Raw genomic sequence first — 13,804 nt, 5'->3', positions numbered from 1 at the left:
TTCATCCTCGCCGCAAAGGGTCGTTCTCCAGCCGGATCGGCTTGCCATGCGGCGTCGCTTCCGCGGCACGCTGCCAGCTGTGGGTCAGCGCTTCGAGCTCTCGATCGGAAGCGACCGACAATCGTGTCAACAGACCGCTGAGCGCAGCGACCCAGCAGTCGTAGTAATCGCTGCCGTCCGCGCAACGGCCTGGCTTGTGAAGCTCGGCAGACAAGGCCTCGGCCCAGTCGGCCCAGGAGAACACAGCTTGCTGATGGAGCCGCACCGTCATTGCGAAGACGGTCGCTTGCCACGGTTCGGCAAAGACCGGCTCGCCTTCGGCGGATTTCGGCAGCCCGACGGAAGCCGCCAGTGCGGAATGAGGAAAACTGGACCCCGGTCTTCCGCCCGCATTCCGCTCCAGCGATTGTGAAGCCGTTTCACGCGCGCTCAAGGTAGGCCTCCCAGGCATCGATCGAGACGGTGAGCGACGGGTCGGCGCCCTCGCCCCAGATCTCGGGCCCATCGAACACGACCGTATAGACCCACTGCGGATTCTCGCCTTTTCCATGGGCATTGTCATCCGGGAAGACGAAGCTGCCCTGCACGTCTTCCACCCTGCCGGTCTTGCCGCGGGCGTAGCGCGGCAGCCGCGTATGCGTCTCCGGATTGAAAGTCCGCGTGCGCACCCTGTCGCCGGCGGCAAAACGTGGTTGCGCTTCGACCGGCCGGTCGCACGGACCGCCCTTCGCGAGCACGTCTGCCACCATCTCGCCCTTCAATACCCGTTTCGGAACGCGTCCCTGCGCGATACTGCGGCCGGTGTCGAACTCGGCTTCCGCGACGAAGCCGTGGCGCCTCAGAAGCGTCTCAAGCGCTCGAATCCAGATCTCGTAATAGCTTGCCGAAAGATAGGTCGCCGGCGGCAGGCTTTCGCGGGCATGCCGGCTTTCGTCGAGCGTCCAGGCGCCGAACGCCCCGCAGGAGAGGGTGATGCCGAGCGCCCGCTTTTCCCATTCGGCATGGAACACGGGTTCGTCCTTTTCCGGAGCGACCGGCCCGAATCCATGTTGGCCGCCAAGATCGTGCGGTCCGTTCATCGCGCCGCCTCCGGCGAAAGCGCGAGCCCGGTTCCGATCATCGAGTCTCGCGTGACGAGTTCGACGAGTTTCTCTTCGCCGAGCCCCTCGGTGCCTTGCGGCCGCTCCGGCACCACGAGGTAGCGCAGTTCCGCCGTCGAGTCCCAGACGCGGATCTGCTTCTCCGCCGACAGGTCGAGCCCGAATTCGGCGAGCACGGCGCGCGGATCGATCACGGCGCGGGAGCGGTAGGGCGGCGCCTTGTACCAGACCGGCGGCAGCCCGAGCACCGCCCAGGGATAGCAGGAGCAGAGCGTGCAGACGACGAGATTGTGCGTGTCGGGCGAATTGAAGACGGCACGCATGTGCTCGCCCTGCCGCCCGGTGAAGCCGAGGCTCGCGATCGCCGCCGTTGCATCGCGCCTCAGCCAGTCGGCGAACTCCGGATCAGCCCACCCTTGGCGACGACGCGCGCCCCGTTTCGCGGGCCAATCTTCGTTTCATAGGTCTCGACGATCGCGTCGATTGCCGCCGGATCGATGAGGCCCTTCTCCGTCAACACGGTTTCCAGCGCCTTCACCCGCGCTTCCATGTCGGTGAAATGATTGTCGTGATGATGATCGGAGCCTTCGCCATGATGGTGCTCGGACATTGGACGCTTCCTCCCTTTGGGTCAGGTTAGCTGACCCGTTCGCTAGCGCCAGTCAATCTTTGTCATGTGACAACACCGGATCTGATGAATTCCGTCGGCGAACAAAAAAATGGCGGGACGAACAAAAAAGGCCGGGCGAACCCGACCTTCCTCGCCATCTCGACCTGCCAGTGCCAGTACATCCGTGGTCAAAGGCAGGGAGAAGCATCTCTTGTTCGGCTCGAGTCCATGATGTGAATTCCAGCCGTTCAACTTCGATGTCCCGCATGTAGTGAGCGATCATGCGCTTCGCAAGGCAAGGAGTTCATATTTCTTTGATTGTGCGTACATGGACATTCTTGCGACCGCGCTCCATTCTCGCCACGTTCTACAAGATCAGCCGAGGACGTCTCCCATGCACGATCCGATCCCGACCACTGCCTTCCCCGACGGCCGCAAGGTTCCAGTCCTCGGCCAGGGTACATGGCGGATGGGCGAGAGCCGCGCAAAGGCGGCAGACGAGATCCGAAGCCTGCAGCTTGGCCTCGACCTCGGCATGACCCTCATCGACACGGCGGAGATGTATGGCAATGGTGGCGCCGAGCGCATCGTCGGCGAGGCCGTCCACGGGCGGCGCGACGATGCTTTCATCGTCAGCAAGGTACTGCCCTCGAATGCCAGCCGGTCGGGCACGATCGCCGCCTGCGAGCGGAGCCTCGGGAATCTCGGCACCGACCGGATCGATCTCTATCTGCTGCACTGGCGCGGCGGCTACGCGCTCGCGGAGACGGTCGCCGCCTTCGAGGATTTGAGGAAGGCCGGCAAGATCCTTGCCTGGGGCGTTTCCAATTTCGACGTCGAAGACATGGAGGAAATCAGTGCGTTGCCGGACGGCGGCCATGTCGCGACGAACCAGGTGCTCTACAACTTGGCCCGCCGCGGCATCGAATATGATCTCCTGCCCTGGTGCCGCCGTCGCGGCGTGCCGATCATGGCCTATTCGCCGCTCGACGAAGGCCGTCTTCTCCACAATACCGATCTGATCCACATCGCCAAGGCGCATCAGGCAACGCCGGCACAGGTGGCGCTTGCCTTCCTGAAGAGCCGCCCCGGCGTCATTTCCATCCCGAAAACCGGCTCGACCGAGCGTGCCCGCGAAAACCGCGACGCAATGGACATTCACCTGACGGCCGACAATCTTGCCGAACTCGACCGGGCCTTTGCGCCGCCGAAAAGGAAGGTGCGGCTGGAGGTTATTTGAGGCGGGAGGATAGAGGCCCCCGCGATCGTACCCGCAGAAAAGACCCCTCCCCGACCCCTCCCACCTGTGGGGGGTTGGGAGGGGCAGCTAGGAGGCTGGACGCGTCCCCTCACATTCCCTGCGGGCCGCGGTTCATCGCGGCGATACCGGTGCGGCAGACCTCGATCAGGCCGAGCGGCTTCATGATGGCGATGAACTGCTCGATCTTCGAGGGCTTGCCGGTGATCTCGAAGACGAAGTGATCGATATTGGCATCGATGACCGAGGCGCGGAAGGCGTCGGCGAGCCTCAGCGCCTCGACCCGGTGCTCGCCGGAGCCGTGCACCTTGACGAGCGCGAGTTCGCGCTCGACCGGCCGGTCATGGCCGAGCCCGGCGGCGCGCACGGTGAGGTCGACCACCCTATGGACCGGCACCAGCCGCTCGAGCTGATTCTTGATCTGCTCCAGCACATGCGGCGTGCCGCGGGTGACGATGGTAATGCGCGAAAGATGCGCCTCGTGCTCGGTCTCGGAGACCGTCAGGCTCTCGATGTTGTAGCCGCGGCCGGAGAAGAGGCCGATGACGCGGGCGAGCACGCCAGGCTCGTTGTCGACGAGAACGGAGAGCGTGTGCGTCTCCGCAAGCTCCGTCTCCTTGGCGATGAAATAGGCAGAGCCCGTCGGCTGAAGATGTGCACTCATTATTGGTCCTCTACCCCTATCCTTAGACGAGCTGGCGGCCCTTGGCGTCGATGGCGGTGGCGACTGCCTCGTCCGTCGCCTCGTCGGGCAACAGCATTTCGTTATGCGCCTTGCCGGACGGGATCATCGGGAAGCAGTTGGCGAGGTTCGCGACGCGGCAGTCGAAGATCACCGGCGCCGGCGCGTCGATCATCCGGCGGATCGCATCGTCGAGCTCGCCGGGCTTCTCGCAACGGATGCCGACGCCGCCATAGGCTTCGGCGAGCTTGACGAAGTCCGGCATCGCTTCCGTGTAGGAATGCGACAGGCGGTTGCCGTGCAGGAGCTGCTGCCACTGCCGGACCATCCCCATATACTGGTTGTTCAGAATGAAGATCTTGACCGGCAGGCCATACTGAACGGCGCAGGACATTTCCTGAATGCACATCTGGATCGAGGCATCGCCGGCAATGTCGATGACCAGGCTTTCCGGATGCGCGACCTGGACCCCGATTGCGGCCGGGAAGCCGTAGCCCATCGTGCCGAGGCCGCCGGAGGTCATCCAGCGATTCGGCTCCTCGAAACCGAAGAATTGTGCCGCCCACATCTGGTGCTGGCCGACTTCGGTGGTGATGTAGGTGTCGCGGCCTTTGGAGAGCTCATAGAGCCGCTGGATCGCGTATTGCGGCATGATGACGTCGTCGCTCGGCGTATAGGCGAGAGAGTTGCGCGCCCGCCACTTTGCGATCGAACCCCACCAGTCGTCGAGCCTTGCCTTATCGACCGACTTCGCGGCCGCGCGCCAGAGCCGGACCATGTCTTCGAGGACGTTGGCCACGTCACCGACGATCGGAACGTCGACCCGGACGTTCTTGTTGATCGACGACGGGTCGATGTCGATGTGGATCTTCTTCGAATTGGGCGAGAAGGCATTGAGCCGCCCGGTGATGCGGTCGTCGAACCGTGCCCCGATGCAGACCATGACGTCGCAGTCGTGCATCGCCATGTTCGCCTCGTAGGTGCCGTGCATGCCGAGCATGCCGAGCCAGTTCTTGCCGGAGGCCGGATAGGCACCGAGGCCCATCAGTGTCGAGGTGATCGGGAATCCGGTGAGCTCGACCAATTCCCTGAGGAAATGCGAGGCCTGCGGCCCGGAATTGATGACACCGCCACCGGAATAGATGACCGGCTGGCGCGCCGACTTCATCAGTGCGATCGCTTCCTCGATCTTCTTCAGGTCGCCTTGCGTCTTCGGCTGATAGCTCTTCTGGGTCGGAATAGCGGAGGGCGGCGTATAGGTGCCGGTCGCGAACTGGACATCCTTCGGAATGTCGACGACGACCGGCCCCGGGCGGCCGGATTGCGCAACACGAAACGCCTCGTGGATGATGCGGGCGAGCTCGTTGACGTCCTTGACCAGCCAGTTGTGCTTGGTGCAAGGCCGGGTGATGCCGACCGTGTCGCACTCCTGGAAGGCGTCCGAGCCGATCAGCGCGGTCGGAACCTGGCCGGAGATGCAGACGAGCGGGATCGAATCCATCAAGGCGTCCTGCAGCGCCGTGACTGCGTTGGTTGCGCCCGGGCCCGAGGTGACGAGCATGACGCCGACCTTGCCGGTAGAGCGGGCATAGCCCTCGGCCATATGGCCGGCACCCTGCTCGTGACGGACGAGGATATGCTCGATCTCTTCCTGCTGGAAAATCTCGTCATAGATCGGAAGCACGGCACCGCCGGGATAGCCGAAGATGTGCTTGACGCCATTGTCCTTCAGAGCCTGGAGAACGATCTCCGCCCCGGTCATCTGGTTTTCAGTTCCGCTCATTGGCCTGCTTCCGTCCCTTTTGTGAGGCTTGGGGTGATTAGCGTGTTTGAGGACATAAAAAAAGGCCCCATCAGGAGCCTCGTTCCGCGCATGGGTGGCTACCGCCGGATGGTTACACCATCCTGCCCATGCGCCGTCCCACCACAAGAATAACCGCAAATTTTTTCATGGGGCGATTTGATAAACAGAAAACCCTCACCCGTCAACGCCGTTTTCGGGTCCGCGTAGCCCGAAGCTGAACCTCAAACGACAAAGAAATCCTCCGCGGAAATCGACGTCCCGCGGTCGACGGTGGCCAAGCGAACTGCCTCGGCGCCGCCGACGCCGTCCGCGTCGTACAATATCTCACCGCGCGCTTGGTCGTAGATCACACGGTCGTCGCCGTCTGCTGCGGCTTTGCCGAGAACAAAAGCCCCGCTGGCCAGCATGCCCACCGAGAGCTCTGCAAAAGCGGCCGCGTCCAGCCGGAACTGGTCATCGGCCGCGTTGAAATCCAGGATCCGGTCACAGTTCTCCTTGCCTGGCGCGACATCGAAGAGGAAAGAGTCGGCACCCGGGCCTCCGATCAGCTTGTCCCGGCCGGCGCCACCGCTGAGAACGTCTTGGCCTTCGCCGCCATTCAACCGGTCCCTCCCGGTGTTTCCCTCCAGCACATCGTTGAACCGGCTGCCCGTGATGTGATCATTGCCAGCGCCAGCCCAGACTAAAACGGGGTTGTCAAGCGGCTCGTAGCTGACCCGCTCGCCGGCATCGGTCAGGGTGATCGATTGCGCCGGCGGACTGATCGTGATGGTGATGGTCGCCAGATTGCTGTTGCCCTGGCCATCGGTGACATAGATGGCGAAGCTGTCGGTACCGATGAAACCCGCCTCGGGCGTATAGTCGAACAGGTTCCCGCTCAGGAAATCCTGGTGAAAGTGGAGGCTACCCCCGTATTCGCCCTGATGAAACGGGTAATAGCCACCCTCATACCGCGTCTCCTGCTCGAGGGTGCCGTGGGCCGGCCCCTCCACGATGACGAAGGCGAGCAAATCGAAATCGGCATCCGTCGCGCTGAAGGCCACGTCGTCAAGGGATTGCCCTGGGAGAAGCGTGAAATTCATATCGGTTGCGACGGGAGAATGATTGACGAAGCTATCCGGCCGGAGGTCGCCGTTCTCGAGGATAATCTGGTGCTTGCCGAACTGCGTGTTTTCGCCGCCGAAGTACTGGTTCGCGCCTATCCACGTCACCGTGATGTCATCTGGACTTTCCGCCGTCACCGAGACGATCTGGGCCGAACGGAAAGCCGCCTGATCGGAAAGGCTGCGAATGAAGTTGCCCTCATTGTCGAAAACGAATGTCTCCAGCGTCGTAACGACCTCGGTCCTGCCGTCATGGGTGAAGGTCGTGATCGTAAAGATGCCGTCGAACACGTCGACCGAAGCGACCTCGACCGAACCGAAGGGGTAATCGGTTCGTGCCGCTATCGGTCCGATCACATTGTCATCGGGTTTCGTTATCGTGAAGAGGACCGCATCCGGACTTTGATTATCAGTGTCTTCCCAGACGCTTAACTCGCTGCCATCGCTCAAGTTCGGCATTGGCATACTCCTCGCTCATGCGGAGAAACAAGGGTACGGGATACCATGTGGATAGCATGAGCAGCTCATCCATACACCCCTCAATGCTTAGGGAAGGCAACTAAGATCGGTCAAAGAGATGCAACCACTTATTAAAGTGGCCCCGTTATTCTGAGGCGCAGTTCGCCCGAGGTGTGTATTGCTCAACAGTGAACATCAGTTGCCCCACGGAGCGGGGGAAGAGGATCGCCGCGACGGCATGAAGCCGGGGAACCGATTCCTCGGCCGCGTTGTCGCGTGCAACGGTTCGCGGGCGACGATCGCGGCGGTGGCAGAAAGGGGCGAAACCTCACTGACCGAACTCTGGTCGGTCGGCCGGCTCATCTCGATAGCCGTCGGCGCCAATCGTGTCGTCGCCCTCGTCTGCTCGATGCAGACGGCATCGGACGAGTGGAGCGAAGAAGGAAACAACACCGTCCGCATCGAAGTCGAACTGATGGGTGAGGTCCATGTTGGGCCGGATGGGCGCGAGGAATTCTCCGCCGGCATCAGCCGCTATCCCTATCTCGGCGCGGTTGCGCACCGGATTCGCGCAAGCGATCTCGCGCGCATCTATGACTCGAGGCAGGCGGAGAGTTGCGTCATCGGCAAGCTGACGCAGGACGAAAGCCTCGATGCGACGATCCATGTGCCTTCGATGCTTGCCAAGCACTTCGCCATCGTCGGGACGACAGGCGTCGGCAAGTCGACCGCCGTGACCTTGCTGCTCAACAAGGCAATCGCCGCCGATCCGAAGCTGCGCGTGCTGATCCTCGATCCGCACAACGAATTTGCGGCCGCCTTTCCAGAACATGCCGTCGTCATCGAGCCCGATACGCTCGACCTGCCCTTCTGGCTTTTCCGGCTCGAGGAATTCGCCGAGGTGATCTTTCGCGGCCGGCCGCCCGTGGCCGAAGAGCTCGACATCCTGCGCGACGTCATCCCCGATGCGAAGAAAGCCTTCAAAGGGGGCGAATCCGGCCTGGTGCGCCGTCAAACCGAGAAAAGCTCAATCACCGCCGATACCCCCGTGCCGTATCGCATCGCCGATCTCCTGGCGCTGATCGACGAGCGCATCGGCCGGCTCGAAGGGCGCACGGACAAACCCCATCTGCGCTCGCTCAAGGTCAGGATCGTCTCGGCGATCAACGATCCCCGCTATCACTTCATGTTCTCGTCCAACACGATCAGCGATACGATCCAGGATACGATCGCCAAGATCTTCCGCATCCCCGGAGAAGACAAGCCGATCGCAACCTTCGAACTCGCCGGCATCCCGTCCGAGGTCGTCAATTCCGTTGCATCCGTGCTCTGCCGCATGGCGTTCGAAATCGCCCTTTGGGGCGATGGCGGCATCCACATGCTGGTCGTCTGCGAGGAGGCCCACCGCTACGTGCCGGCAGACCTGTCGCTCGGCTTCCTGCCGACGCGCCAGGCGATCGCCCGCATCGCCAAGGAGGGCCGCAAATACGGCGTATCGCTCGGCATTATCACGCAGCGTCCCGGTGAACTCGATCCCACCATCCTGTCGCAATGCTCGACCGTGTTCGCCATGCGGCTCGCCAATGACCGGGACCAGGAGATCATCCGCTCCGCTATCTCGAATTCGTCGATCTCCACCACCAGCTTCATTTCTTCGATCGGCAACGGCGAGGCGATCGCCTTCGGCGAGGCCGTGGCGGTCCCGATGCGCATGCGCTTCACTCGGGTGGACGAGGCACGCCTGCCGCGCGCCCACGGGATCACCGACAAGGTCGAGGACGATGCGCCGCCCTCCGTCGATCTCCGTTCGATCGTCAGCCGCATGCGCGCCATGAACGGACCGGATATCTCAAACTTCCAGCAGAGCTATCTGGCTGCCGAAGGCGCGCAGGCAATCGCGCGCGAGGCCGTGCCTATGGGCGACACCGAGGCCGAACCCGCCACCGTGCGTGTTGAAAGCATGCGGGAGCCGGAACTGGAATCCTACCGACCGGAAATGCTTCCGCGCGCGGCCGAACCCGTCAATCCGCAACTCGAACGTTTCAATCAGATACGCGAGCAGATCCTTTCAGGCCAGGCCGAACGGACCGCCCCACCGACGGCCCCGCAGCTTCAGCCGGAGCGAAACCTCGCACAGCACGCCCCCGATCCGCATCGCCAGAGCTCGCTGCGCGAAAGCCTGCTGAAGCGTCCGCTCGGCAGCATCATCCGCAAATAGGTGCGCCTCAAAAAAGCGCCTGGACGGCAAATATCGCGATCGCCATCGCGACCACATAGCCGCCCTCGATCAGCACCACAGGTCCCGGCTTCTGAGCGTATAGCCCTCCGGCTGCGATGAGAGCAACGATAGCCGATGTGACGAGGACCGCAAGAAGATGCGCGTCTTCGGCGCTCGCGATGCCGAATAGCCAGGCAAAGAAGAGCGTACCGGCCGCCTGAAGCGACATGGCGAGCACCGGCATTCTCTCGGGCGGCGAGATTGCAAGTCCGCTCGCCCACTGCTTCCCGAACAAAAGTCCGTACCAGACGAAACCCAGTGCATAGGCGACCACCGCACTGACGATAACGGCGATCCAGTTCACGTTGACGACGACCTCGTTCACCACCCTGCCCTCTCAGGCTGCCCGACAGAACAGGCGCCCCATGCCAATCCTGGAGCGCCTCGTCAGTTTTCACAGGCTACTCCGCCGCTGCCGGGCCGGCCAACAGGCCTTCCCAGATCGGCACGAATTCCTGCATCACGCGGGCATAGGACGGGCGCCGCCGCGCCTGCTCCCAATAGCGCCGAATGTTCGGCCGGTCGGTAAAGGGCGCGACCGTCTGGGCATAGAACAAGGGCGGGATCGCGGAGCAATCTGCCATCGAGAACTCGCCGCAGAGCCAGTCCTGTTCCGCAAGGCGCTTGTCCAGATAATCGTAGCTTATCCTGATGGTGTCGCGGGCGGCCGCGGCCACCTCCTCATTGGCCGGCGCAAAGCCCACCTTCTGGAGCACCAGCTCGCGAACGGGATTGTTGAGATAGAGGTCGGACATACGATCGACGAAGCGGACCTGCCGGGCCGCATCCCCGCCTTCGCGCGGAATCAGCGGCGGTGTTTCCGGGAACTTGTCTTCCAGATATTCGATGATGATCGTTGATTCCGGGACCATCCAGTCCTCGCTCGGCTTGAGCATCGGAACCTTGCAGAGCGGGTATACGGCCGTGTAGGCGGCGCGCCCTTCCGGCGTCGCCAGGTCGACGAGCATCGGCTCGTAACTGATTTCCTTCTCGTTGAAGGCAATCATCGTCTTTTGCGCGTAGGTCGAAAGCGGGTGATAATAAAGCTTCATCGGTCTCTTCCTCCTCAATAATAAGCGCTCTGGGTACTTCAGAACGCACAATGGATGCTGCAAGTCTTTGAACCGGCACCGCCGTGCTTTCCGAAAGATCCGTTCCGATTCTCGTGCCGGCGCGCTAACCAGCCGCCACATGGCGGCGCAGATTGGCCAGGCAGCCGGCCCAGCCTTTGCCGTGGCTGTCGCGAGCCTCAGGGGTCGCGAACCCGGTATGAATGAGGGTCAATTCGGTGCGCTGCTGATCGAGCGCCCGGAAAACAACGTTGACTTCCGTGACATCCGGCTTGCCTTCCCACTGCCAGCTAAAACGGAGGCGCTCGTTCGGCACGATCTCGCGGTATTCACCACCGACGACGTGGCGTTTGCCGTCCTTTTCCTGCATCACGATCCGATAGCGTCCGCCTGGCCGAAGATCGGCCGTTGCTTCCGGCACCGTCATATCGCCGGGCGCAAACCATTGCCGGAGGTTGTCGATATCGCACCAGGCCGAAAACACGCGCGCCAGCGGCGCTTCCAGGATCTCGGAAATCCTCAGTTCCTTCATTCCGCCCCCTCCCCCTTCGGGTCCTCCTTGGCAAGCCATTGCGCGAGACTATCCAGCCGGCGCTTCCAGAACTGCTGGTAAAAGGCGATCCAGTCCGAGGCATCCTCCAGCGCCTCCGGACTGAGCGAACAATAATGAACGCGCCCTTCGACCCGGCGCCGGAGCAAACCGGCCTTCTCCAGCACGACAATGTGCTTGGACACCGCCGGCAGCGACATGTCGAACGGCGCCGCCAGTTCGGTCACCTTGGCCTCGCCGAGAGCAAGTCGAGCCATCAACTGCCGGCGCGTGCGGTCGGACAAAGCATGAAAAAGCCGATCGAGCTGACGTTCGGCCCCTTCCTCAGCGAGACTGGGCATTCTAAAATTTAACCTTTCAGTTTAATATTGTCTACGCCTTCCGCTATGGCGATGTCAAGCGCCTCGCCCTTTTCCAACTCTTCCCTTAAATCGACAGGTCGTGCGAGCCTTCGATGCGCTGCCAGCTATGATCGAGCTGATTGCGAAACCAGGTCATCTGCCGCTTGGCGTATTGCCGGGTCGCAGCTGCGCCGCTCGCGATCACCTCGGCCTCGGTCTTTTCGCCTCCGAGCAGTGCCGCGATCTGCTGGACGCCGATCGCCTTCATCACCGGACTGTCGCCGGGCAATCCGAGCGCAAGGAGCGCCCGCACCTCCTCTACCGCGCCGCCTGCGAGCATCGCCTCGAAGCGCCCGTCGATGCGCCTGTGCAGAACCGCGCGGTCGGGCAGCACGACGATCTTCCGGGCCCTTTCGGGATCGACCACCATCGGACCGCGACCCTCTTGAAAATACCGGATCGAGTGACCGGTCGCCTCGACCACCTCCAGCGCTCTCACAATGCGCTGGCCGTCGCCCGACCGCAGTTGAAACGCAGCCTCCGGATCGCGCGCGGCCAGTTCCGCGTGAAGCGCCTCTGGCCCCTCCTCCTTCAGCCGCGCCCGCAGGTGCTCGCGGATTTCCGCCGGAATTTCGGGCATGTCCGAAAGTCCGCCCGTCAGCGCCTTGAAATAAAGCCCCGTCCCGCCGACGAAGACGGGGAGCCGCCCTTCCCGCCTCAACCTCGTGACCAGGCCCTCCGCCTCACGAAGCCAGGCACCGGTCGAATAGGGTTTGCCTGCCGGCACGTGACCGTAGAGAAAGTGCTCGACGCCCTCCATCTCGCTCTCGTCGGGGCGCGCGGTCAGCACCTTCAAAGTGTCGTAAACCTGCATGCTGTCGGCATTGATCACGACGCCGCCATGCCGCTTCGCCAGCTTGACGGCAAGCGCGGACTTGCCGCTGGCGGTCGGCCCGGTTATCAGGATCGCGTCCATTTCTTGCTCAAGGTTCTCGATCATGGCTCTCGTTGCCACGCTTATCGCCAATCCGTCAAATCCTGTCCTGACGCCCGCATTGGCGGAGGCGGCCGCCGATGCCCTCAGCGCCTCGGGCCTCTACTGGCTTGCCGACGGCATCGCCTGCGATATCGCGCTTGCGGACGGCACGGATGCGGGTGCGGCCGCGGCTGAGCTGCGCAGCGTTCTAGGGGATGCAGCGGTGGATGTCGCCGTGCAGGAAACCGAGAGCCGCCGCAAGAAGTTTCTGATCGCCGACATGGATTCGACGATGATCGGCCAGGAGTGCATCGACGAGCTCGCCGCCGAAGTGGGCCTGAAGGAAAAGGTTGCCGGTATCACGGCCCGCGCCATGAACGGCGAGATCGCCTTCGAGCCGGCTTTGATCGAGCGCGTCGCGCTGCTCAAGGGCCTGCCCGCTTCGGTCATCGGCGAAGTCATCGCCAGGCGCATCACGCTCACGCCCGGCGGCCGCGAACTGATCGCGACGATGAAATCCAAGGGCCATTATACGGCGCTTGTCTCCGGCGGCTTCACGGCCTTTACCGGGCCGATCGCGGGAAAGCTCGGCTTTCACGAGAACCGGGCGAACGTCCTTCTCGAAGACAACGGCCTGTTGACCGGCGACGTCGCCCGGCCGATCCTCGGCAAGCAGGCCAAGGTCGATGCGCTGATCGACATTTGCGAACGGCTCGGCATCTCGACGGCGGACGCAATCGCCGTCGGCGATGGCGCCAATGACCTCGGCATGCTGCAGCTTGCGGGAAGCGGCGTGGCGCTGCACGCCAAGCCGATCGTCGCCGAGCAGGCGAAGATCCGCATCGATCATGGCGATCTCACCGCGCTGCTCTACCTTCAGGGCTACCGCAAGACGGATTTCGTGACGTGATCATCCGCGAGACCGAACGGCTGCGAATTCGCAATTGGCGCGAAAGCGATCGGGATCTGTTTGCCGAGATCAACAGCGATTCGAAGGTGATGGAGTTCTTTCCGCATCGGCGCAGCCGGGCGGAATCAGACGCACTCTTCGACCGCATCGCCCGAACCATTGAAGAGACCGGCTTCGGCTTCTTCGCACTTGCGCTGCGCGAAAACGACGCGCCGATCGGCTTCTGCGGCCTGGCTTGCACCGATCTCGAACCGCACCTGCCGGACGGCACGATCGAAATCGGCTGGCGGCTCGCCCTGCCCCACTGGGCTAAGGGCTATGTCACCGAGGCAGCCCGCGCCCTTCTCGAATACGGCTTTGGCGAAAGGGAGCTCTCCGAAATCGTCTCCTTCGCCGTTCCGGCAAATACCCGCTCCACCGCAATCATGCAGCGCCTCGGCATGCGGCCGGACCCGACGCGCGACTTCGACCACCCGCGCGTGCCCGACACGCAACGCCATCTGAAGCGCCACGTGCTTTATGCGATTACCGCAGAGGAGTGGAAGTGCTGCTCCAGTGCCGTCCGTCCATTGGGCGCGCCAAAGTCGCTGTAGAGCGGGAGTGTTGGGAGTTTCCCGCGCCGCGCGCGACAATTCGCCAAATTACCGGTGGAATGCCTGCCGA

Annotated in this window: 14 protein-coding genes and 1 pseudogene; 4 read left to right on the top strand and 11 right to left on the bottom strand. The window is 62.8% G+C overall.

Annotated elements, in window-relative coordinates:
- Nucleotide 1 precedes the first annotated feature (1 nt).
- From J2Z31_RS16925 to nthA, 3 genes and pseudogenes are all read right to left on the bottom strand, one after another.
- A complete protein-coding gene (locus tag J2Z31_RS16925; RefSeq protein WP_408022043.1) occupies nucleotides 2–403 on the bottom strand; it encodes a nitrile hydratase accessory protein in 402 nt (133 codons plus the stop codon).
- Nucleotides 404–419: 16 nt separating this feature from the next.
- Nucleotides 420–1,079: a nitrile hydratase subunit beta gene (gene nthB, locus J2Z31_RS16920; protein WP_209602732.1), complete on the bottom strand. Its 660-nt coding sequence runs from the start codon at nucleotides 1,077–1,079 to the stop codon at nucleotides 420–422.
- A pseudogene (nthA, locus tag J2Z31_RS16915) lies at nucleotides 1,076–1,710 on the bottom strand (nitrile hydratase subunit alpha). The gene nthB and the pseudogene nthA overlap by 4 nt, the downstream one beginning before the upstream one ends.
- A 394-nt stretch (nucleotides 1,711–2,104) precedes the next feature.
- Here nthA and J2Z31_RS16910 point away from each other — a divergent pair.
- Nucleotides 2,105–2,950, top strand: a complete 846-nt coding sequence (locus J2Z31_RS16910) for an aldo/keto reductase (protein ID WP_209602731.1) — start codon at nucleotides 2,105–2,107, stop codon at nucleotides 2,948–2,950.
- Between the two features lie 109 nt (nucleotides 2,951–3,059).
- Here the strand turns inward: J2Z31_RS16910 and ilvN are convergent, their stop codons facing one another.
- The 3 genes from ilvN to J2Z31_RS16895 all read right to left on the bottom strand — a co-directional run bounded on the left by ilvN (nucleotide 3,060) and on the right by J2Z31_RS16895 (nucleotide 7,016).
- A complete protein-coding gene (ilvN, locus tag J2Z31_RS16905; protein WP_012708543.1) occupies nucleotides 3,060–3,632 on the bottom strand; it encodes an acetolactate synthase small subunit in 573 nt (190 codons plus the stop codon).
- Between the two features lie 22 nt (nucleotides 3,633–3,654).
- Nucleotides 3,655–5,433: an acetolactate synthase 3 large subunit gene (locus J2Z31_RS16900; RefSeq protein ID WP_209602730.1), complete on the bottom strand. Its 1,779-nt coding sequence runs from the start codon at nucleotides 5,431–5,433 to the stop codon at nucleotides 3,655–3,657.
- A gap of 242 nt (nucleotides 5,434–5,675) precedes the next feature.
- Nucleotides 5,676–7,016, bottom strand: coding sequence for an Ig-like domain-containing protein (locus J2Z31_RS16895; protein ID WP_209602729.1), 1,341 nt, complete (start codon nucleotides 7,014–7,016; stop codon nucleotides 5,676–5,678).
- Nucleotides 7,017–7,254: 238 nt separating this feature from the next.
- Between J2Z31_RS16895 and J2Z31_RS16890 the strand changes: the two genes are divergently transcribed.
- Entirely contained in the window at nucleotides 7,255–9,234 is a 1,980-nt protein-coding gene (locus tag J2Z31_RS16890) for an ATP-binding protein (protein WP_209602978.1), read from the top strand.
- 7 nt (nucleotides 9,235–9,241) lie between these two features.
- Here J2Z31_RS16890 and J2Z31_RS16885 read toward each other — a convergent pair whose 3' ends face one another.
- The 5 genes from J2Z31_RS16885 to miaA form a co-directional block, all read right to left on the bottom strand.
- Complete coding sequence (locus J2Z31_RS16885) at nucleotides 9,242–9,619, bottom strand: DUF1761 domain-containing protein (RefSeq protein WP_209602728.1); 378 nt, start codon at nucleotides 9,617–9,619, stop codon at nucleotides 9,242–9,244.
- Nucleotides 9,620–9,695: 76 nt separating this feature from the next.
- Nucleotides 9,696–10,346 (bottom strand): glutathione S-transferase family protein, encoded by a 651-nt coding sequence (locus J2Z31_RS16880; RefSeq protein ID WP_209602727.1) that lies wholly within the window; start codon nucleotides 10,344–10,346, stop codon nucleotides 9,696–9,698.
- Nucleotides 10,347–10,470: 124 nt separating this feature from the next.
- A complete protein-coding gene (locus J2Z31_RS16875; RefSeq protein WP_209602726.1) occupies nucleotides 10,471–10,896 on the bottom strand; it encodes an SRPBCC family protein in 426 nt (141 codons plus the stop codon).
- Nucleotides 10,893–11,255: an ArsR/SmtB family transcription factor gene (locus J2Z31_RS16870; RefSeq protein WP_209602725.1), complete on the bottom strand. Its 363-nt coding sequence runs from the start codon at nucleotides 11,253–11,255 to the stop codon at nucleotides 10,893–10,895. Before J2Z31_RS16870 ends, J2Z31_RS16875 begins: the two co-directional genes overlap by 4 nt.
- 85 nt (nucleotides 11,256–11,340) lie before the next feature.
- On the bottom strand, nucleotides 11,341–12,255 hold the full coding sequence (gene miaA, locus J2Z31_RS16865; protein ID WP_209602724.1) for a tRNA (adenosine(37)-N6)-dimethylallyltransferase MiaA: 915 nt from the start codon (nucleotides 12,253–12,255) through the stop codon (nucleotides 11,341–11,343).
- Here miaA and serB point away from each other — a divergent pair.
- Both serB and J2Z31_RS16855 read left to right on the top strand, forming a co-directional pair.
- Entirely contained in the window at nucleotides 12,254–13,141 is an 888-nt protein-coding gene (gene serB, locus J2Z31_RS16860; protein WP_209602723.1) for a phosphoserine phosphatase SerB, read from the top strand. The genes miaA and serB overlap by 2 nt on opposite strands.
- A complete protein-coding gene (locus tag J2Z31_RS16855) occupies nucleotides 13,138–13,734 on the top strand; it encodes a GNAT family N-acetyltransferase (RefSeq protein WP_209602722.1) in 597 nt (198 codons plus the stop codon). The genes serB and J2Z31_RS16855 overlap by 4 nt, the downstream gene beginning before the upstream one ends.
- The last annotated feature ends 70 nt before the right edge of the window (nucleotides 13,735–13,804 follow it).

This window comes from Sinorhizobium kostiense (genome assembly GCF_017874595.1).
In the GTDB taxonomy this organism is placed as follows: domain Bacteria; phylum Pseudomonadota; class Alphaproteobacteria; order Rhizobiales; family Rhizobiaceae; genus Sinorhizobium; species Sinorhizobium kostiense.
Note: the sequence above shows the minus strand (reverse complement) of the source record. Positions and strands in the feature narration are given on the sequence as shown.